At 42.8% G+C, this 21581-nt stretch carries 18 protein-coding genes; 15 read left to right on the top strand and 3 right to left on the bottom strand.

Going from position 1 to position 21581, the window contains the following annotated elements; translation table 11 throughout:
* The first annotated feature begins 133 nt into the window (after positions 1-133).
* Positions 134-1129, top strand: coding sequence for an isoaspartyl peptidase/L-asparaginase family protein (locus G3R49_RS19065; RefSeq protein WP_245335415.1), 996 nt, complete (start codon positions 134-136; stop codon positions 1127-1129).
* Positions 1130-1226: 97 nt separating this feature from the next.
* On the opposite strand, the gene G3R49_RS19060 is transcribed toward G3R49_RS19065, so the two are convergent.
* On the bottom strand, positions 1227-1694 hold the full coding sequence (locus tag G3R49_RS19060; RefSeq protein ID WP_130602271.1) for an Sbal_3080 family lipoprotein: 468 nt from the start codon (positions 1692-1694) through the stop codon (positions 1227-1229).
* Between the two features lie 420 nt (positions 1695-2114).
* Between G3R49_RS19060 and G3R49_RS19055 the strand changes: the two genes are divergently transcribed.
* Positions 2115-2531, top strand: a complete 417-nt coding sequence (locus tag G3R49_RS19055) for a CBS domain-containing protein (protein WP_130602273.1) — start codon at positions 2115-2117, stop codon at positions 2529-2531.
* Between the two features lie 357 nt (positions 2532-2888).
* Positions 2889-6776, top strand: a complete 3888-nt coding sequence (gene hrpA / locus G3R49_RS19050; RefSeq protein ID WP_167870711.1) for an ATP-dependent RNA helicase HrpA — start codon at positions 2889-2891, stop codon at positions 6774-6776.
* An 86-nt stretch (positions 6777-6862) separates the two neighbouring features.
* Here hrpA and G3R49_RS19045 read toward each other — a convergent pair whose 3' ends face one another.
* Positions 6863-7207: a hypothetical protein gene (locus G3R49_RS19045; RefSeq protein WP_167870710.1), complete on the bottom strand. Its 345-nt coding sequence runs from the start codon at positions 7205-7207 to the stop codon at positions 6863-6865.
* 339 nt (positions 7208-7546) lie between these two features.
* Between G3R49_RS19045 and recR the strand changes: the two genes are divergently transcribed.
* The 12 genes from recR (at position 7547) to G3R49_RS18985 (ending at position 20595) form a co-directional block, all read left to right on the top strand.
* Entirely contained in the window at positions 7547-8146 is a 600-nt protein-coding gene (recR, locus tag G3R49_RS19040) for a recombination mediator RecR (protein ID WP_130602277.1), read from the top strand.
* 265 nt (positions 8147-8411) lie between these two features.
* Entirely contained in the window at positions 8412-10325 is a 1914-nt protein-coding gene (gene htpG / locus G3R49_RS19035; RefSeq protein WP_167870709.1) for a molecular chaperone HtpG, read from the top strand.
* A 170-nt stretch (positions 10326-10495) separates the two neighbouring features.
* Positions 10496-11356 carry a tetratricopeptide repeat protein gene (locus G3R49_RS19030; protein WP_130602281.1) on the top strand — a complete coding sequence of 287 codons (861 nt, stop codon included), beginning with the start codon at positions 10496-10498 and terminating at the stop codon, positions 11354-11356.
* Between the two features lie 153 nt (positions 11357-11509).
* Positions 11510-12154, top strand: coding sequence for an adenylate kinase (gene adk, locus G3R49_RS19025; RefSeq protein WP_130602283.1), 645 nt, complete (start codon positions 11510-11512; stop codon positions 12152-12154).
* 1074 nt (positions 12155-13228) lie between these two features.
* Positions 13229-13519 carry a hypothetical protein gene (locus G3R49_RS19020; protein WP_210147289.1) on the top strand — a complete coding sequence of 97 codons (291 nt, stop codon included), beginning with the start codon at positions 13229-13231 and terminating at the stop codon, positions 13517-13519.
* Positions 13520-13716: 197 nt separating this feature from the next.
* Positions 13717-15018: a S41 family peptidase gene (locus tag G3R49_RS19015; protein ID WP_167870708.1), complete on the top strand. Its 1302-nt coding sequence runs from the start codon at positions 13717-13719 to the stop codon at positions 15016-15018.
* A gap of 119 nt (positions 15019-15137) precedes the next feature.
* Positions 15138-15437, top strand: coding sequence for a hypothetical protein (locus G3R49_RS19010; RefSeq protein WP_167870707.1), 300 nt, complete (start codon positions 15138-15140; stop codon positions 15435-15437).
* A gap of 154 nt (positions 15438-15591) precedes the next feature.
* The gene (locus tag G3R49_RS19005; protein WP_210147288.1) at positions 15592-16596 is read left to right on the top strand and encodes a hypothetical protein; all 1005 of its coding nucleotides are present in this window, start codon (positions 15592-15594) and stop codon (positions 16594-16596) included.
* 77 nt (positions 16597-16673) lie between these two features.
* Positions 16674-17156 carry a hypothetical protein gene (locus tag G3R49_RS19000; RefSeq protein WP_167870705.1) on the top strand — a complete coding sequence of 161 codons (483 nt, stop codon included), beginning with the start codon at positions 16674-16676 and terminating at the stop codon, positions 17154-17156.
* A gap of 186 nt (positions 17157-17342) precedes the next feature.
* Positions 17343-17921: a hypothetical protein gene (locus G3R49_RS18995; RefSeq protein ID WP_167870704.1), complete on the top strand. Its 579-nt coding sequence runs from the start codon at positions 17343-17345 to the stop codon at positions 17919-17921.
* 982 nt (positions 17922-18903) lie between these two features.
* A complete protein-coding gene (locus G3R49_RS18990; RefSeq protein ID WP_167870703.1) occupies positions 18904-19821 on the top strand; it encodes a hypothetical protein in 918 nt (305 codons plus the stop codon).
* A gap of 180 nt (positions 19822-20001) precedes the next feature.
* Positions 20002-20595, top strand: a complete 594-nt coding sequence (locus G3R49_RS18985; protein ID WP_278044720.1) for a sugar O-acetyltransferase — start codon at positions 20002-20004, stop codon at positions 20593-20595.
* A gap of 48 nt (positions 20596-20643) precedes the next feature.
* On the opposite strand, the gene G3R49_RS18980 is transcribed toward G3R49_RS18985, so the two are convergent.
* Positions 20644-21555 (bottom strand): LysR family transcriptional regulator, encoded by a 912-nt coding sequence (locus G3R49_RS18980; protein ID WP_130602307.1) that lies wholly within the window; start codon positions 21553-21555, stop codon positions 20644-20646.
* Positions 21556-21581 lie beyond the last annotated feature (26 nt).

Here is a 21581-nt window from a genome sequence, read left to right as displayed (position 1 = left end):
ATACATGTGTCTATTGTCGCTAGAAAGCGGTAAAGTCGCAAGGACACCTTCGTTTAAAAATAATTAAACAAACAATTTAATCAAGGACTTGCAAAGAATGAAGAAATTAATTTTTACACTTGCACTGACAGGGATGGTTTTTTCGCCACAATTGCTTGCAACAGATGCTAAACCGTACGCGATTGCTATTCATGGCGGTGCAGGCACTATCAAGCCAAGCAGTATGACCGATGAACAGCAAAAGGCTTATCGTGCCAAGTTAAAGCAAGCCGTAGATGCCGGGTATGACATTCTTGAGCAAGGAGGCACTAGCCTTGATGCAGTAAAAACAGCTATCAATGTGCTTGAAAACACGCCTTATTTTAATGCCGGTGTTGGCAGCGTTTATACCTTTGACGGTGGCCATGAACTTGATGCATCAATCATGGACGGTAAATCCATGAATGCAGGCGCAGTATCTGGTGTAAAACATATTAAAAATCCAATTGATTTAGCAATCTCTGTGATGCACAAATCGCCACATGTGATGCTTTATGGTCAAGGCGCTGAAGAGTTTGCCTTAACTCAGGGCTACCAACTTGTGCCAAATACTCACTTTGATACGCCGCATCGCTACGCCCAGTTACTTGATGCCAAACAAAAAATCATTCAGCGTGAGCAGAAAAATGGCGATTATCAAGCTTCGGTTAACAGCTTAAAGGATGAGTATAAATTCGGCACAGTAGGCGCTGTAGCGCTTGATAAATCGGGCAACCTTGTTGCTGGTACTTCAACTGGTGGAATGACAGCTAAGCGATTTAATCGCATTGGCGACTCGCCTGTGATTGGCGCAGGTACTTATGCAGAGAATGGCGTGTGTGCAGTGTCAGCAACGGGTCATGGTGAGTACTTTATTCGTTATCAAGTAGCAGGGGATATCTGCGCAAAAGTGAAGTATCAACAAAAGTCGATTGCTAAAGCGGCTGATGAAGTGATTAATCAAACCTTGGTCGAAGCAGGTGGTACAGGCGGGGTGATCACTGTTGACCATAAGGGTAACATCGCTATGCCATTTAACACCGGTGGTATGTACCGTGCTTCTCGTGCTCATGGTGAGCAAGCTAAAGTGATGATTTGGAAAGATAAGTAATCTAAAAATGCTCTGCTGCTAAATTACAAGCAGCAGAGCATCGTTTTAATCAGTATACGCGCTAATACATGAATGAATACATACGCTTATACAAGAGCTAAGCATCACCCGCGCGTTTATTGCCCTCGGCAACCGTTATCTTATTAAACAGTACGTCCATTAAGATATTGAGTCGATCTTCTGCATCGCCAAACTTACCAAACGCGCCATACTCAGTTGCATCAAACTTAAGTGAGCCAACAGCCACGCCATCTTTTAGCACCTTCATTTCCGCTTTTTTCATGTAAGATGCGACATCCCAACCCCACCATACACGGTAGGTTAGCGTGTATTCATTGCGCTCCGCCATGACATAGTTGTCGATAGTTTTTACGTCGTAACCATTTTCGAAAGCCCACTTTTCCAAAATTGGCAGCACCGACTTACGGGTTTTGCTGTCTTTGGCAATCGTGAGTTGGCTAGGATTTGAGGTGACTTGAGTGACCTCGTAAATCCCTAGGTTGGAACAACCAGCCATCAATACAGTAAATAGAACAATCAGTTTGCTTTTAATTGCATTGCGCATATTGGTCTCTCATCTCTTTGTGCTAATCGCCTAGTCGTTAATGTTTATCAAGCTAGTCGCGTGGTTTTTGTGAGGCTAATTTAGATTCTGTGTATACATGTGTAAATGCGCATGATGTTAGTTATTCATATAACGTACAAAATTGAGAGCCTAATCACAGGGCAAGTTAAGTGGCTTGCTCACTTGTTAGCTTGATGTGAGCGATAGATTGATTATTTGTATTGGCGTTATCGATTAAATCTATGGTTGCTTTATTGTTTTTTTGACTAAACTGAATATGAGACACAATGAATATTAATAAAGCTGTTGCCGTTTCATGTCGTTAGAGGATAGTTATTTAATGCTAGTGGTTTAACGGTCTGCCGTTTAACTGTTAGTTTTTACAGTAGCTGCTTAAGGCATGACGCTTAAGGGGAATATATGGATTCAATTAAAATTCAAGATCATATGGACAGACAACCTGTATTGCTAAAGCCTGATATGTCATTAGCGGTGGCGGTAGAACTACTGCTAGACAGTAAGAAGAATGGCGCACCTGTTATTGGTGAAAATGGCGAGTTGGTTGGCTTTTTATCACAGCAGGATTGTTTAGCCGTGATGCTTAAAAGTAGCTACCACTGTGATTTAACCAGCACGGTTGAAGATTGCATGAAAACCGAGGTGTTGTCAGTGTCACCTGAAGGCAGCATGTTACAACTTGCAGAGCAAATGCTGGGGGCAAAACCCAAAATCTACCCAGTGGTAAATAATGGCAAAGTGGTCGGTACTATCAATCGAACTAATGTGCTGAGCGCCATGAACACTTATATGCAGCAATGTTATCTCACCCCAGCCTAATGGGCGTTTTTAAGGGGCTGTTTATCTTTCAAGATTACTTTTGCAGCTAGGTGTTGGAAATTTATACAAGGCAACGACTTTGACGTGTGGTGGCTCCACATGATAAGTCGTTAGCGCAGTAGAAATGACAACAAGTGCTGCCGGAACGGTTCGTTTAAAAGCACCATGCCCTTAACAAAAAGTTCTGTTTCGCGAGCCACTTGAATAGTCGATTAGGCTGTATAGGTCGCGGTTTGACTAAAGTGCTTTTAACTCGAACAAATTTTTATCGGTAAAGATAAACAGGCCCTAGGCATATCAATGTTTGATGTTCCTTGCTAGGATCGCTGTTTTTGATTATCGGCAAGGGACACAGCTTTGACTTCTGGTCTTCATCCTCTTTCTAAAACTTTCCTCAACCAATGTTTCCAGCTTGATGCCGCTAACATCAGGCGTCGTTTGTTTCGTCTGAAAAAGCAGCAAGAAAAACAACCAGACGAGCAAAAAAAGGTACAAGAAACAGCTAAGTTAGAAGAGCTAGCGCAAAAGGCATTTGAAAAGGCTAAGCTGCGTTTAGAAAACCGTCCGCAAATTAGTTACCCAGACGCGCTGCCTGTCTCGCAAAAGCGTGATGAAATTGCCGAGGCCATTGCCAATAATCAGGTCACCATTGTCGCGGGTGAAACTGGCTCGGGTAAAACTACTCAACTACCTAAAATCTGTTTAGAGCTAGGTTTAGGCTCGCGCGGTATGATTGGTCATACTCAGCCGCGTCGCCTTGCCGCGAGAAGCGTAGCTAACCGCGTTGCTGAAGAGCTAAACAGTCCGCTTGGTGAAGTGGTTGGCTTTAAAGTTCGTTTTGCCGACGCACTTAATGAAGACAGCTACATCAAGTTGATGACTGATGGTATTTTGCTGGCCGAGCTAACCTCAGATAAATACCTGAACCAATACGACACTATTATCATCGATGAGGCCCACGAGCGTAGCCTTAACATCGACTTTATTCTTGGTTATTTAAAACAGGTACTGAAAAAACGCCCAGATTTAAAGGTTATCATTACCTCGGCGACCATTGATGTTGAAAGGTTCTCAAAGCACTTTAACAATGCGCCAGTGATTGAAGTATCAGGCCGTACCTTCCCCGTTGAAACCCGTTATCGCCCATTGGTAAAAGATAACGAAGCCGACCTTGATGTAACCGACGGCATTTTTGCTGCGGTTGATGAACTAATGGCTGAAGGTCCTGGTGATATTCTTATCTTTATGAATGGTGAGCGCGAAATTCGCGACACCGCCGATATGCTGCGTAAACAGCAGTATCGTGATACTGAAATTCTGCCACTTTATGCACGTTTATCTTATGGCGAGCAGTCCAAGGTGTTTAAGTCTCATGTTGGTCGGCGCATTGTACTTGCGACCAACGTCGCTGAAACCTCGTTAACTGTGCCGGGTATTCGCTACGTAATTGACCCAGGTACCGCGCGCATTAGTCGTTATAGCTACCGGACTAAAGTGCAGCGCCTGCCAATTGAGCCAGTTTCACAAGCCAGTGCTAATCAGCGTCAAGGTCGTTGTGGTCGTGTTGGCCCAGGTATTTGTATTCGCCTATATGACGAGCAAGATTTTCTAAGCCGCCCTCAATTTACCGACCCAGAAATTCTGCGTACCAATCTCGCGTCCGTTATCTTGCAGATGTTGGCGATTGGGCTGGGCGATATTGGCGCATTCCCATTTATTCAGCCGCCAGAACAAAAGCATATTCGTGACGGTTTTTTGTTGCTTGAAGAACTGCAAGCGGTGAAAAAGCGTAAAGCCGATTTAGTGCTCACGCCACTTGGCCGTAATTTATCTAAAATCCCGCTTGACCCACGCCTTGCGCGCATGGTGATTGAGGCGAATGAGCTTGGCTGTTTGCACGAAGCCTTAGTTGTGACCTCGGGTTTGTCGATTCAAGATCCACGTGAGCGACCCATTGATAAAAAACAAGCTGCTGACGAATGCCATCGCCGCTTCAATGACAAAGACTCTGATTTTAGCAGTTGGTTATTGCTGTGGGATCATATTAAAGACTCTAAGCGTGAGTTATCAGCAAGCCAATTTAGAAAGCGTTGCCGCGATGAATACTTAGCCTATTTGCGCGTACGTGAATGGCAAGACTTATATACTCAAACGCGCCAAGCAGTGCATGACTTAAAGTGGAAGTTAAACGACAACGCCGCAGATTATGAGTCGCTGCATAAAGCGATTTTGTCTGGCCTGCTCAGCCACATCGGTTTTAAAGACAATAACAACGAATACCTTGGGGCGCGTAATCGCCGCTTCTTTGTGTTCCCAGGCTCGCCGCTAGCCAAAAAAGGCCCTAAGTGGATTATGGCCGCCGAGCTTACCGAAACCTCGCGCTTATTTGCTCGCTGCTGCGCCAAAATTCAGCCAGAGTGGCTTGAAGAGCTTGCGCCGCATCTAGTGAAAAAGAGTTACGCAGAGCCGCATTATGAGGCAAAACCTGCCAGTGTGGTCGCCTTTGAGTCTCAAGTGCTTTATGGTCTGAGAATAGTGAATCGTCGTAAGGTGCAATATGGCCCAATTGAGCCAGTTGAAGCCCGTGAAATCTTTATTCGCTGTGCGCTAGCTGAGGGTGAACTACAAACCAAAGAAGCATTTTTCGTTAAAAACCAAAAGCTGCGCAGCGATATTGAAGACTTAGAGCACAAGTCGCGCCGCCGTGATATTTTGGTCGACGAGCAAGTGCTGGTGGACTTTTATGAGCCGCTAGTTCCCCAAGGTATTTACAATGCGCCACTGTTCTTTAAGTGGTGGAAACAAGCCAAGCGTAAAACCCCAGAGTTGCTTGATTTTAATATCGAGCTGCTGATGAAGCGCGATGCCGACCATATCTCAGCGCTGGACTTCCCAGACGTGTGGCACAAGGGCAACCTTGGGCTTAAAGTGAGCTATAACTTTGAGCCAGGCCACGAAGATGATGGCGTGTCGGTGCACATTCCCGTTGGTTTGCTCAATCAGGTTGATACCGATGATTTTGATTGGTTGGTGCCGGGACTGCGGGAAGAGAAACTCACCGCATTAATTAAGTCGCTGCCAAAGAATCTACGCCGTAATTTTGTGCCTGCACCAGACTACGCTAAAGCGTGTTTTCAGGCGATGAAACCATTTGAACTGCCCATGCTTGAGTCTATGTGTAAGCAACTTTTACGCATGTCGGGCACCCGCATCAATGTGGAAGATTTTGATTTAACTCAGCTGCCAACCCACTTAACCATTAACTTTAAGGTTGAAGATGACCGCGGCCGCTTGGTTAAACAAAGTCGTGACTTAGACACCTTAAAAGATACGCTGCAAGGCGTGGTGGCAAAGGCTATTCGTAAGGTGGCAGATAGCGGTATTGAGCAGCAAAATATCAAAGAATGGAGCTTTGGCAACCTGCCTAGCCAGTACCAAAAGCGCAAAGGCAACTATGAAGTGAAGGCCTTCCCAGCGCTGGTAGATAATAAAGAAGATGTCAGCATTAAACTGTTTGACGATGAGCACGAAGCTATGCGCCATCACCGCGTGGGTTTGCGCCGCCTACTGCTGATTAATATTCCATCTCCAGTGAAGCACCTGCAGCAAGCACTGCCGAATAAAGCCAAGCTGGCGATGTACTTTAACCCGTTTGGTCAGGTGCAGTTTTTAATTGAAGACATTATTAACGCCGCAGTACAGCAATTGCTGGATGAAAAACAGCTTGATGTGCGTGATGCTGAGCAGTTCGATAAAGCCAAAGATTGGGTGAGGGCAGAGCTTAACCCAACCGCAGAGAAAATTGCCTTGAATGTTGAGCAAGTGCTCACGGTATACAACCGCATTAAAAAGCGCTTAAAGGGCAAAATCAGCTTTGAAATCGCCTTTGCCATGAGCGACATTCAAACCCAACTAGATAAGTTGGTGTACAAAGGTTTTGTGGCTGATTGTGGCTGGCAGCGAGTGGCAGATATTCATCGCTACCTCCAAGCGATTGAAAACCGCCTTGATAAGCTACCGGTTGATCCAACTCGCGATCGCCTGCACGCTCAAAGTGTTGCCAAAGTGCAAGATGCTCTGGAGGCTACACTGGCAAAAGTACCCAAGTCGCAACCTGTGCCGCAGGCATTAGTTGAAGCACGCTGGATGATTGAAGAATACCGTGTATCTTGCTTTGCCCAAGTTTTAGGTACGGCTTATCCAATATCAGAAAAGCGGGTGATGAATCATATTAATTCTATTTAAAACATAGAATTAATGATTTAAAGCATTTGAAAGCAAAAAGGGAGTCGCTATCAGCGACTCCCTTTTGTGTATTTGATTAGCCTGATTTATCTATATAAGTGCAGTTCGCGGCGGCGCTTTTGAAAGCCTGAGCAGCAGTAAGCGGCAAATAACGTAAAGATAATAACAGTTGCCATAATAAGTGCGAGGCGCTGCCATGGGGTGTCCATCGCCATGCGCATATTAATGAACTCAAAGGTTGATACCCCCCAAACCAATACGCTGCTGGCAATAAGACCAAGTTGCATGATCAGGTTACTTAACCTGTGCCTAAAGGCGATAAATAGTGGCATTGCAGCAGACAAAGCGGCAATTTCAACTTCGCCGTAACGCAAAAAATGTGCGCCAATGAGTAAGTAGGCTAATGTAACTATGATGACTCGCCACCACATAATGAGTTCCTCGCAGTAATTATTGTCGTTGTTATCCTGCGCTCCCGAAGTACCTCAGCAGCTGAGATTAGTTTTGGTTAATCGCAGCGCTACAATCAGAGCTAGAACAAAACAGCCAACACCATAAAAGGTTTGAGGTGGCTATTCTGTATATCTGTTCACACTTTGATACACCTTGTGTAAATAAGTTCCATAAAATGTGCAAATTTTGAACTTGATCGCCAGAGGATCGCAATTCAGTTGTTATTGAGGAACATGCCCAGATGCAAATCTACTTTCAATGACACGCGCACATGGTTATCATCGCAACCATTAAAGTTTAAGAGTCACAAGAGTGTTATGAAATTCAGTCCATTAGTTGATGAGCTAATCCATGCGTTAAAAATGCTACCGGGCGTAGGCCCTAAATCTGCGCAGCGTATGGCTTTTCAACTACTAGAGCGTGAGCGCAAAGGTGGGTTACAACTGGCTGAGGCGCTGCAACGAGCCATGTCAGATGTGGGGCATTGCAGTAGTTGCCGCACCTTTACCGAAGAAGACCAATGCAGCATTTGCACTAGTGCTAAGCGTGGTATGTCAGGGCAAATTTGTGTGGTAGAAACACCCGCTGACGTACTTGCCATTGAAACTGGCGGCCACTTCACCGGGCGTTATTTTGTATTGCATGGCCATTTGTCACCACTTGATGGTATTGGCCCAGACGAGCTTGGACTGTCGTTACTTGAGCAGCAATTGGCAAGTGAAGATGTTAGCGAGCTTATTCTGGCTACCAACCCTACAGTTGAAGGGGATGCTACGGCGAACTTTATTGCCGATATCGCCCGCAAGCATGAGGTGAAAGTCAGCCGTATTGCTCACGGCGTGCCTGTTGGCGGCGAGCTTGAGTATGTTGATAGCACCACACTTGCGTTATCGTTCAATGGGCGCTTACCGCTGTAGCTTTCGCCTTTGTTGTAAGTCCTTGTTCATCACATCAACAAACATCATTAGCTCAAGCTTCAACCTAATTGCAGGTTAATGATGTTTTTTTATGCAAAAGAAAAATTTTCCCTTGAAAAGTGATTTTGCGCACCCATCTCTGGTTTAACTTAAAAATTTTGTCGCGTTGTCTGTTCTCTGAATATGTCTCTGAGCATATCGCTGAACTTTTCAATGAATAAGGCTGCGCAAGTACAACCTAACATGTAAACCAAGGGATAATTTCATGTCACAGCAAGAAACTCATGGCTTTCAAACCGAAGTAAAGCAACTCCTACATTTGATGATCCACTCTTTATATTCAAATAAAGAGATTTTCTTACGTGAGCTTGTGTCTAACGCGGCCGATGCTGCAGACAAATTACGTTACCTTGCACTTAGCAATGACAGCTTATATGAAGGTGATGGTGAACTGCGCGTTCGCATCAGTGCGGACAAAGAAAAAGGCACAGTGACCATTAGCGATAATGGTATTGGTATGACTCGTGACGGCGTGATTGAGCACCTAGGTACCATTGCCAAATCTGGCACTAAAGAGTTCTTTAACAACCTATCTGGCGAAGCGTCAAAAGACTCTCAGCTAATTGGTCAGTTCGGTGTGGGCTTCTACTCAGCATTCATCGTTGCTAAAAAGGTGACTGTACGTACTCGTGCGGCAGGTACTGATGTTGCACACGGCGTATTGTGGGAGTCAGAAGGTGAAGGTTCATTCAATGTTGAAACCATCACTAAGAACGAGCGCGGTACTGAAATTACTCTTCACCTACGTGATGAAGAAACCGAATTTGCTGACGACTTCCGTCTGCGCTCTATCATTACTAAGTATTCAGATCATATCTCAGTACCGGTAGAAATGTTCGAAGAGGGTACACCTGAGTCTGAAGGTCCTGACGGCGAGAAAATCGAAGCGACTGAAGGCGCTTGGAAAGCGATGAACAAAGCTACCGCGCTTTGGACTCGTAGCAAGTCAGACATTAGCGATGAAGAATACCAAGAATTCTACAAACACATTTCACACGACTACAGCGATGCGCTGAAGTGGAGCCACAACCGCGTTGAAGGTAAGCAAGAGTACACAAGCTTGCTATATATTCCGAAAAAAGCGCCATTTGATATGTGGAACCGCGACAGCAAGCATGGTCTAAAACTGTTTGTTCAACGCGTGTTCATCATGGATGACGCCGAGCAGTTTATGCCAACTTACCTGCGTTTTGTGAAAGGTCTTATCGACTCAAACGACTTACCACTAAACGTGTCGCGTGAAATTTTACAAGACAACCAAATTACTAAAGCATTGCGTCAAGGTATGACTAAGCGCGTACTTGGCATGCTTGAGAAAATGGCTAAAAATGAACCAGAGCAATATCAAGAGTTCTGGGCTGAGTTTGGTCAAGTGTTAAAAGAAGGTCCAGCGGAAGACTTTGCTAACAAAGAAAAGATTGCTGGCCTACTGCGTTTTGCATCTACTAACGACAACAGCGCAGCAACGACTGTATCGCTAGATGACTACATTGAGCGCATGAAAGAAGGTCAAGATAAGATCTACTACATTGTTGCCGACAGTCACGATGCTGCTGTAAACAGTCCGCACCTTGAGCTTCTACGCAAGAAGGGCATTGAAGTGCTACTAATGTCAGAGCGTATCGATGAGTGGTTAATCAACCACTTAACTGAATACAAAGACAAGAAGATGCACTCTGTGACTCGCGGCGACCTAGAACTTGGTGAGCTAGAGGACGAAGCAGACAAGCAAGAGCAAGAAAAGGTTGCTGAAGAAGCTAAGCCACTGGTTGAACGTGTTAAAGAAGCGCTGAAAGACAAGGTAACTGAGGTTAAAGTTACTACTCGCCTAACCGACACGCCTGCGTGTGTGGTTGCTGGTGAAGGTGAAATGTCGACTCAGATGATCAAGCTAATGCAAGCTGCTGGTCAGCCTGTACCTGAGTCTAAGCCAACGTTTGAGATCAACCCAACTCACCCATTGGTTGAGCGCTTAAACAACGAGCCAGACGAAGAGCTATTTGCAGATTGGGCGAACTTGCTACTGCAACAAGCGCTACTGTCTGAAAAAGGTAGCCTGGCTGATCCATCAGCATTCATTAAGCTAATGAACCAAATGCTAATGGCTGGCCTAAAATAAACTAGCGTTGAAAGATAAAAGCGGACTATGTTCCGCTTTTGTTTTTTTAGAATTAGTGCTTTTGTTTATTTAGAATAAGCGCTTTTTTTATCTAGCATTAGTGCTTTTGTTTATCTGAACATCAGATTCTCTATAATTAACCTATGTGAACAACAATCATAAGGATTGAAATGGAACACATACTGCACCTGACTAAAGAAAACATTCAGCAAGTTGTTGATGCCTCAATGGAAAAAATGGTCGTAATGACCTTTTGGGCGCAGCAGCATGATGAAAGTGTGCAACTACAAAGTCTGCTAGAGCAAATTGCGCTAGAGCAGCAAGGTCGCTTTATTCTGGCAAAAGTCAATTGCGAGAGCGAACCTGAAATCGCCCAATACTTCCAAATTCAAAGCCTGCCAACTACGCTGCTACTTGATAAAGGTCGCCCTGTTGATGGTTTTGCTGGTAGCCAAAGCAGCGATGAAATTAAAACGCTACTTGATAAACACTTGCCTGCTGTTTGGGAAGGCCCATTTAATGACATTAAAACTAAACTTGCTGATGGTAATCTGCCACCAGAAGAGCTAAGCGATGCCATTACAGCGCTTAAGCAAGTCCATGTGGAGTCAGGTGAGCGAGCAGATGTAGCACTGGTGCTAGCAGATGTTTACCTAATGAATGGCTCACTTGAAGAGGCTAAGGCACTGCTAGATGCGATTGGTTTAGCCGATCAAGACAGCTACTACCAAAACCTTATGGCAAAGCTTGCTCTGGCTGAAGAGGCGGCAGACACGCCTGAAATTCGTAATTTAGCTGCGCAATACCAACAAAGTGGTGATGCACAAGTCGCGATCGCCTTAGGTAAAGCGCTACACGCCGCGCAGCGAAATGACGAAGCACTAGAAGTATTATTCGCTATCTTGAAAAAAGATCTCAGCGCAGAAGATGGTCAAGTTAAACAAGCCTTTATGGAAATTTTAACCGCCATAGGTCAGGGCAACGCCTTGGCTAATCAATATCGCCGCCAGTTATATACCTTGCTGTATTAAACACTCGCTTAATTGATTCAGATCATCAGCCATTAGATATAGGTCTAATGGCTTTATGAAACTGCTATGATCGCTGCGAGAAATGTGCGAAAATCGCCGCCCTAAAAACGTGGGAAGAGTAACAACAGAGAATCAATAAAGAGGACTTTGAAGATGCGCATTATTTTATTAGGTGCTCCAGGAGCAGGTAAGGGTACCCAGGCCCAATTTATTATGGAGCAGTACGGTATTCCACAAATCTCTACTGGTGATATGTTACGCGCTGCAATCAAAGCTGGTACACCACTAGGTTTAGAAGCTAAAAAAGTGATGGATGCGGGTCAGTTAGTATCTGACGACCTAATCATCGGTCTAGTTAAAGAGCGTATTGCTCAAGACGACTGTGCTAAAGGTTTCCTATTAGACGGTTTCCCACGCACTATTCCACAAGCTGACGCTATGGTAGAAAACGGTATCGACATCGACCACGTAATCGAAATCGACGTACCAGACGAAGAAATCGTTAAGCGTATGAGCGGTCGTCGCGTACACCCAGGTTCAGGCCGTGTTTACCACATCGTTTACAATCCACCAAAAGAGGAAGGTAAAGACGATGTAACCGGTGAAGAGCTTCAAATCCGTGCTGACGATGAAGAGGCAACGGTACGTAAGCGTCTTGGTATTTACCACGAGCAAACTAAGCCGCTAGTAGACTACTACGGTAAGTTCGCTGCTGAAGGTAAAACCAAATACAGCAAGTTCGACGGTACGCAAACTGTTTCTGCAGTGAGCGAGCAACTATCAGCTGCACTTAAGTAATTAGCGTAAACGCTTAAATTACTGACTAAAAAGCCTGCATCATGCAGGCTTTTTTGCGTTTGGTGGTTTTAGTTTAATTAGGTTTGGTTGATTTACTTGTTTGAACAGCAACAGCAACAGCAACAGCAACAGCAACAGCAACAGCAACAGCAACAGCAACAGCAACAGCAACAGCAACAAGCTTAAGTTGGTTATTGTTGATCTATTAGCACTCCTTTTGAAAGATGCGGTGAATACTTCCCCTCTTAGTTTCACAAGAGTGCTTTACGCTGGCATCCATGTCAGCAAAGATTTCGCCAGGATAAGCGATAGCTCGTAGTAGCTGTTGTTTAAACAATCCATCAATCGATGACAGTGTTGTTGCTGTTTTTTTATACAGGTTTAATTTTAAAGCAGGAAACAGCGCTAATCGCTTCTCGTTATGTAAGTGACAAAATTCTCGGTTTACAAAATGAAATACTGTTAAATTACTGATTCTTATAGTGTTACTCAGTTGTCATTATTTGCATAACGAGACCTGATAATTCTCGGTTAAGTAAATTCTCGGTTTCTCCTGTAGCTAGCTGCTATTGCTGTTAGTTGATGATGCTGGTAAGTTATTGGAATTATTAATTAAAAAGTTTGTATCGGTTTGAGTTTCGGCTAAATGTTAATGGATTAAATCGGAATTCCCGTTAATACGCTGTTATATTTCAAGGAGAGTAAATTGCGTCATAATACGTCAATGGATGCATGGTTGTTCATTACACTTTTAATCGCGAGCATTGTTGGTGTTTTTATTGTTGGGCTATTAGCGGTAAAGCTTTATCGAAAATTTAGACCATTTGAAGAATTACCAACAGACAATACTAGTATATCTGTTTCCCATGAAGTCCAATCAGACGGCTTCTTCAAAATATTATTTGTTGGCATAATCTTAAGCTCACCTATTTTGTATTTCTTTTACTCTACTTTGTAGATTTGAAATATAACAAGCTGTTCAAGCGGGACTGCTAAAGTTTGGCTCGATTCCGCTTCGCTACACATTTTAGCCAAACATTATCAGCCCCTTAACAGGGCGTTAGGTGTACTAAGTTGAGCTACGAGAAAGCACATACACTATCCCTAGTGTTTTTCATCGTGATAATTGCTATTTCTGCAATTGTAACTCCGCAGTTGGAAGGTTATGGCGATACTGTCGCAAGAACTGCGATACTAGCTATTTCAGGCCATTGGCTAATGCATAATGTTATTGCGTTAAAATATGGCCAAATCGATATTAAAGGGTTTCTTATCAATCGAGAAAGCAAACCAAATACTTTTGCCGCGACTATCGTTTTAAAGAGTTTATGCGCACTTGTTTTTATATTTTTGATATTGAAGTAACGTACACCTAACAAGTTAATTAAGCGAGGGACTGCTAATACTTGGCTCAGTTCCGCTTCGCTACACGATTTTAGCCAAGTATTATCCGCCCCTTATTTTGGGCGTTAGCAATTTAATTTAGCATGTGGAAAATCTTTTAACCCGTTTTGCTCTGGTTGAGCGTTATAGGAAGCAACAATTAAAATTTCAGGAAGAATATGAAGAATAAAGTTTTTAAATCCCTCATCGTTAGCTCACTCGTTCTATGCAATTATGTCAGCGCTGCAGAGTGTCGTGATGTGTCACAAATTATTTCCAAACAACTTGAAGATAACTATGTCATTGAATGTACAGCAACAACGTTAGCTCAGTTAATGCGTTCGCAAGCATTTTTATCTGGCTGTGAACGTCAAAAGTCATCTGAAGATATCGCTGAATTTATGACTTTGGAATTAAACAAGATTGCAAATGATAAACACCTCTCTGTGGTCTATGACCCACAATGGGTTAGTGAATTGAAAGTATATCGTTCTTCAGAACAATCGGTGGCCTTTGCAGATAGTCGTGAAATGGAGACTCCGACAGATAACTATGGTTTTAAAAAGGTTGAAATGCTTGATGGTAACATTGGTTATCTTGACATTAGAGTGTTCTCTGATAGTCATTTGGGGGGTGAAATACTTGAAAATTCGATGAAATTTTTACAACATGCTGATGGTATTATTATTGATTTAAGAAACAACTTTGGTGGTAGTCCATTTATGGTAACTTCATTAGCAAGTTACTTTTTTGACCTAGATACTGTTCACTTATTAACTTTTGAAAGTCGTACAAATGGCGTGTTAACCCGAACACAAGATTGGACTTCGCCATATGTTCCGGGTCCCAGATTTAAAGATACGCCCCTCTACATTCTTACCAGCAGTAATTCTGCATCGGCAGCAGAAAGCTTTAGTTATGCCATGAAAAATCTAGCAAGAGCTACAATTGTTGGAGAGGTTACCGCTGGCGCAGCTCATGCAAGAAGTGCTGAAATAGTTAATGAAAATTATATCCTCACATTGCCATCTTCACGACCTGTAGATCCGAGAACAAATGACAACTGGGAAAGAAAAGGTGTAAAGCCGAATATTGAAACAAGCAGTGACAATGCTTTTTATGTTGCTTATGCAGAGGTTCTGAACACTTTAATAAAAAGTAAACATAGTAACCTAGGTATACATCAATGGGTCTATCCGCTAGTAAAAGCTAAATCCAACCAATACCAGACAAGTCAGAATGACATCGACCAAATTATAGGTACGTATGGTAAGCACAAAGTTTTTCAAGAAAATGGCAAACTTTTTTATCAATATTTAGATGACCCAGCTTTTGAAATAGAGCTACTTGATAAAGAAACTATTGTTTTTAAAGCGTTTACTGAAGCACGGTTGCAAGCAATATATAAAGATAAACAAGCAATAGCATTGAAAATGCTCTCTTTTGGCGAGGATGCAAGAGAGTTTCAGAGAACGTTGTAAAAAATTGCTAACAAGCGCTTCAACAAGGACAAATACTGGTTGGCACCTACGCTGCGCTTCGGATTATAGCTAATCAGTATTTGCCTGTAAAGCGGGCGTTATATTTTTAGAGGACTCAAATGTATTTGGAACCGTGGTCAGATATTAATGAATATCCCGAATCTCATAAAAATAAATTGTCATTCGAAGCTAAAACAGAAATCGATATTGGTCATATTCTATTTGGCAAAGAGTTATCTGTAATTACTAAGCGTGAAGATTGCGATGAAATCCTTATTTTATCTGGTAGCAATAAATATATAGTTCATCTTACTTGGTCTAGTAATAAAGAGTCACCTCCTTATCCAAATACAGTAAAGTTTGATTCTGAAGAAGAATTAGAAAGAAGGCTTCAACAAGATTTTAAATTTTATTCATAGTACCAAAATATAACAAAGTTTGTTAAAACCGACGCAACATACTCCGCCAACTTGATATTGCACTTCGCGAATTTTATACCAAGCTAGCTCCGCATGTTGTGCGGTTTGTAAAGGCGTTGAAAACCAATAATAGTAGGTGCAACAATCTCAGATTATGGAAGACAAGATTATTTCAGCAGTGAGAACATTTGCTAGCTCGATAAGCTCAGGCAGCAAAGTAGTCGTTGATATGTCTGAACTAATTGAAGTTACGTCTCAGTTGCCTCTTTCGAGTTTTGACTACTGGGAGCGAATCATTCGTTCGGAATTTTCTTCAGCTATACGGGAATCTAATCCCCCAAGGTGGAAGGTATGGTCAAAGCCCAAGGAATTAGTAACTTGGCTTGATCTTATTAGTTGGGATGGCTACAAACGTGAAAAAGCAGTTCGGGCCTTATCTGGGGCTGCACCGAACACTTTCTTTTTTTCTCTTGCAGTTCGTAGACTCAATGATTGGGTGCCCCAGGTTCGTAAAGCCGCGAGGGAAAAGCTCCTTGAAATAGCAAGGTCGACTGATCCTGAATATGTAGTTGAGGCATTATGCGTCGCGCTTTCCAATTGGAACTCGTGGGGTAGGATAGAAGAAGCAGATAAAGAGGTTCTACAGGAAATTATCTGTGAAAAAGAGATAGCAAAGTCCCTTCGGTCCAAGTTAATTATGTCTGCTTCAGGGCCTATGCCATCACTCTATTCTCAGCTAGGTCGCACTACGATACTTGATGGGCAAATTGAAGAAATAGCTAAATCCGCTATTCAGCCTTCGGTTCGAGCAAAGGCATACCGCAGCTTATTTGAAGGGCGAGTTGTATGGATGGAAGGACGAAAATGGGTGTGGACTGATATAAGGTACTGCGAAGGCAGGCTAAAGCCTATCGTTGGCGAGCGAAAGTTAGAAATTGATACCCCACTAATATACTTACTAAAAAGATCATCTGAAGATTGTTCATCCATCGTTAGGCGTGTTTCAGCAGAAATTCTAATACGAGAATTGGGCAATCTAGGTATAAAGGCCAGAGGTTTTGCCGAACGCTTTGCTTCAGACTGCTCACACGCTGTATCTGAAAGGGGGAAGTTTGCCTTAAGGAAATTAGATGAGGCAGAGCGTGCCAATGCCTCTTAACAAGCGCTTGTTGTCGCACTCGTTCTCTGTTGTTCTCCAAATTGGCTGCAAACGGGGGCGTTAGAGCTTAAACAATCATGCATAAATATCTGCTACTGCTAGCTCTTCTTTACTTTAACGTTCATGCTGCAGATGAAGTTATAGCTTCATTTGATGAAAAGCGGACTTGTGTTCCTGAAACAGATGATTGCCAATCCACTTTAACGATTTCGACTAACCGAAACGTTTATGTGTTTGAAAACCTATTAGGCAGCTTTCATCACTCTACTACCAACAACCAGATTTTTGATTGTGGTGGCGACACATTAAGTTATGCGCCTAATGCCAATTTGATAAATGCAAACGGGTCAATGCTCAGAATCGCGCATAACAATGGTATTGCTGAGTGTGGCTTAACTCCAGACCAAAGGTACTATTTCATCATTGATGAAACACCGGTTTTGAGTGTCTATGATAATACCGCACGATTGCTTCTATCTAAGCCCGTTTCATTTCAATCTACGGTTAAGTATAAAATCAATAACTTAGTCTATGAGGTTTGGGTTCCGGGTATTCCGTAGTCATAACAAACTCAATCATAGGAAAGTGCTCATGGGCATGAATAAAACGTTTTTGTTGTGTTCTCTGATTAAAGCACTGCGCCTCTAATGACAATTGTCACATACGACTGATGACTTTTGTCTGCAGTCCTATTTGGGTTTTGTATCAATAATATATTCATACATCACCCAATGGACGAACACACTATGCCCCTACAGACCAAATCTCTTGAACAATATCGTGAAGAATATAAGCAGAAAAAACTAATCACTATGCCGATTGCTGGTGCCATTGTTTGGTTGGCATTAGGAATTACCGCATTATTTGTACCGGCCAAGAATATGGTGTTGCCAGTTTACATAGGTACGGGCTGTATCTTTTACCTAGCACTTTTCATCTCACGCTTTACGGGTGAAAAACTGCTTGTGAAAAAGGAAGAACGCAACCCTTTTGATACATTGTTTCTGTATACCTTAGGTATGTCTTGGTGCGCGTTTGCAGTCGCTATTCCGTTTGGATTAGAAAACTATACCGCAGTGCCAATGGCTATTGGCATTGTATCAGGGCTAATGTGGTTACCTATATCATGGTCGTTAGAGCATAACGTTGGCATTATTCATACTTTGCTGCGAACCGCACTTATCGTTATCGCTTGGTATGTGTTTCCTGAGCAACGTTTTGTTGTGATCCCATTTGTTATCGTGCTGGTTTATGCCATTAGCTTGTATCAATTGCTAAGCCGTTATCAGCAAGTAAAGGCTCACTATGTTGCAGTGACTCTTTAAGGCTGAGGCTATTGATTTCCCAAAATAGTGAATGGGCTGTAACAATAAGAAAATAAAGACGTTTCTGTAAATTTCTAGGCCGTTGCTCGTAGGGCTGATGATGTAGTATGTTTGTAGGCTCTCACGTGGTGTAGGATTTAGTTTCCTTGGCGAGATTTATTAGGCCAGAACGCACCATGTATGTCTAAATATTGATTCCAAGTGAGTTGAGCTTGGGACTCCCGATACGCGGGCGTTAGCTATATACTGATATGGGGCGAAAATTGGTCAGGAAGTTAAAGAATAAAGCGTTCTCAAAGTTAAGGAAGAAAAGGCTTGGCTATCGATTTATAGGTTGGTGGTTCGTAGTCCTTGGTGGGTTTATGTCTTATTCATTTGGACGGATAATGTTAGACCCAAATGGTGTACTAAATTACAACGGAGTTGATACTACAGACTTCGGCATTAAATTGAGTGCTTTTTTATTTACATTAATATTTCCTGTGATCGGTTTTATATTTATTATTATTCCAAAGCGTTGGGTTACAAAACTATTACTGCTGCAAGCAAGGATGAATCCTTTTTCGCCCAGGTAAAATAAAATATACCTAAAGGATAGGACTCCTGCGAACACTATTGGTGGTTCAAGCTCTAGCGTTATAGCTCAGAATACCTATCTCAAATACGCAATCAATCGGCTAAACCTGTTTTTGGTTTAGCCGTTTTTGTTGTTAGCTTAAGTTCTTTCATGAAGCCGGTATCTAGTTCCGACTCTTCAATTTACCTTTGGGTCAATCTAGGCTCACAGTTTTGTGTCGTTATTTTTTCACTTCAAATTATCAATGGCTAATGTTATTTGCGTTACAACCGCAACCCCAATTATTGGAGATAATGACCCAGTAAACACAGTTGTATTCGGTGTGGTGTAGTGCGCAGTTAACTCAAGCTAGCAACACCTGCTCAATCAGGCTGGCATTTTTAGGGTTCAGTTGAGGGTTTAGATTTGATAGAAGCGACAACAGTAAAATTTATTAAGCTCGGGCGTTCTGGCGACTGGGAGGCGCGTTGTATCGAAGGTGATAAGCCAATGATCAGACTTGGCTTTGATAATCCTCATCATCAGAAATGCTTAGAAGGTGATTGGGACTTTATCAATCGCTATTGGCAAGAGTGGAAAAAGAAAGGCAAAGCCACAGAAACCACCAACCAGATTAAGGATTTTTACACGCAACCTGCAACTACCATGTGGATTACGGTTTATAAGCGCAAACTGTATTGGTGTTTTGCCAGCGAAGAAGTCATTGAGCTTGAAGATGGCAGCAGGGTTAGGAATGTCATCGGCCAGTGGCAGTCTTGTAACGTTAATTCTGAGCCTTTATATGTTGAGAACCTAAGCGGGAAATTAACTAAAGTGCAGATGTTTAGAGGCACGATTTGCTCGGTAAAAGAGTCGGATTACCTGCTTAAACGAATTAATGCCATTGAACTTGCTGAAGTTAAAGCTGCCAAGGATTCGCTTATGCAACTTGAGTCCAGCATAAAGCCACTAATTAGTAACTTAGGCTGGCAAGACTTTGAGTTACTGGTCGATCTGGTGTTTGCCAATGCTGGCTGGCAACGCGTCGCCACTTTAGGCAAAGTTGAAAAATCGATTGACCTTGATGTTATGTCGCCTGTTACTGGTCGTAGAGCGTTTATCCAAGTGAAGTCTCAGTCATCGAAGGAAGAACTCAAAAGCTACATTGAGCAATTTGAAGGGATGCCACAATACGATGAAATGTATTATATCTGCCATACAGGTACTGTAGCGTTGGCTGATATTAAACTTCCGCATAATGTGCAACTTATTGGTTTAGATCATATGGCCGAGCTGACAATTAATGCCGGACTTGTTACCTGGCTGATCACTAAGGCGTCTTGATTGAAAATAGTTAAGTGGTTGGAGTAAGCGGTTGTCATGTTCACCGTAGTTTAATTTTGCTCACAAAGTGGTAATTTTAGGTCGCTCTTGTCTTGTTGAAATGGCTGAGACAGGTTAAAAACGAGTTTTGCAGTATAGGCTAATGAGTTTTTCGAGGGGCTGTTTTGACGGGCTTTTTTAATGGACTTTGTTGGCGAGCGTTTTTGGTGTAGCAAGATGATGAAAACTGAATTAGAGAAGATGATAGCAGGGGAAATGTATGACCCTGCAGACGCTGAATTGGCCTCAATGCGGATCAACGCCCGAGAGCAAAGTGCCAAATACAATAACACTGCAGCGACAGATAACGCTAAGCGTACGCAGTTATTAAAAGCGCTATTTGGCGCGGTAAAAGGTGCCATCACCATAGAGCCACATTTTAACTGCGACTATGGCAGTAACATATTTGTCGGCGACAACTTTTACGCCAATTTTGGTTGTGTAATTCTTGATTGCGCAAAGGTCGTCATTGGCGATAACTGTATGATAGGCCCGCAGGTTGGTATTTACACCGCAAGCCATCCGTTAGATGCAACTGAGCGCAATAGCGGTTTAGAGTTCGCGAAAGCCATAACTATCGGCGACAACTGCTGGATTGGTGGTAATGCAACGATTAACCCTGGTGTGACTTTGGGTGATAACGTGGTTGTGGCATCTGGCGCAGTTGTCACCAAAAGCTTTGGCGACAACGTGGTGATTGGCGGTAACCCTGCCAAAGTGATAAAACAGATTTAAGTGATTGCGCATAACAGCTAACGCTTAACAATAATGACCAACGCTGGGTTAACTATTATGCTCGGCAGTGGTTTGTACAAACTCAATAAACTTTTTAACAGCTGGTTTGATTGGCTTGCCTTTCATCGTTACGATCCCATAAGCCACATCTATTTGAGGCATATTGTTAATATTCAGCAATACCAGTCGGCCAGCTTCTAGCTCTTGCTTGACGATGACATCGGGTAATAAACAAATCATGTCACTGTTGTACAAAGAGTGCTTGATGGTGTGGATTTCTTCAAAACGAACTAAGCCGCTGAAATATTCTCGTTCGGTGTCAAACAAGTCATCAAATGCACTGGTTATTTCTACTGGTGTGCCTCGAGGTAAGGCTATTTGGTAGTCTTTTAGTCTTGGGGTAAATAGGTATTTCTCTTTTAATAGTGGATGTCCAGGGCGACAGCAAAAGACGCCTTTTGATTCACAATAAGGGATGATGTCAATGTCTGGCATCTTGTCTAATTGAGTGATTCTGGTTTCTGCGAGAAAAACATCCAATTCTCCCTTGAGCATTAAGCCATACAACTCTTCGACATAGCGATAGCAAAGCTCGACATTAAAGTTAGGGTACTTTCTTGTGAATTCAACCAAAATACTGTCATAGACATGGGATGCTACTAAGTTACCTCCACCTAGCACGATATCATTGAATGAATCGTCTCTTGGCAGTTTAACTTCTGCTTCGAGGTCACTGACTGACGATAAGATTTTCTCACTGTGTTTTAGCACGATATTGCCAAAGTAGGTGAGTTTTACAAATCGAGAGTTGCGCTCCATTAGTTTGGCTTCAAGTAAGCTCTCTAAACGCTGGATACTTCTTGTTAATGATGGCTGGGAGATATTGAGCTCACTAGCAGCAAGGCTATAGCTTTTATATTCAGCCAAAGTAACAAAGTGCTTTAGATGCCTTAGCTCCATTATCACCTCTTAAATTTAACTAGGTA

This window comes from Shewanella sp. WXL01 (assembly GCF_012263345.1).
Lineage (GTDB): Bacteria > Pseudomonadota > Gammaproteobacteria > Enterobacterales > Shewanellaceae > Shewanella > Shewanella maritima.
Note: the sequence above shows the minus strand (reverse complement) of the source record. Positions and strands in the feature narration are given on the sequence as shown.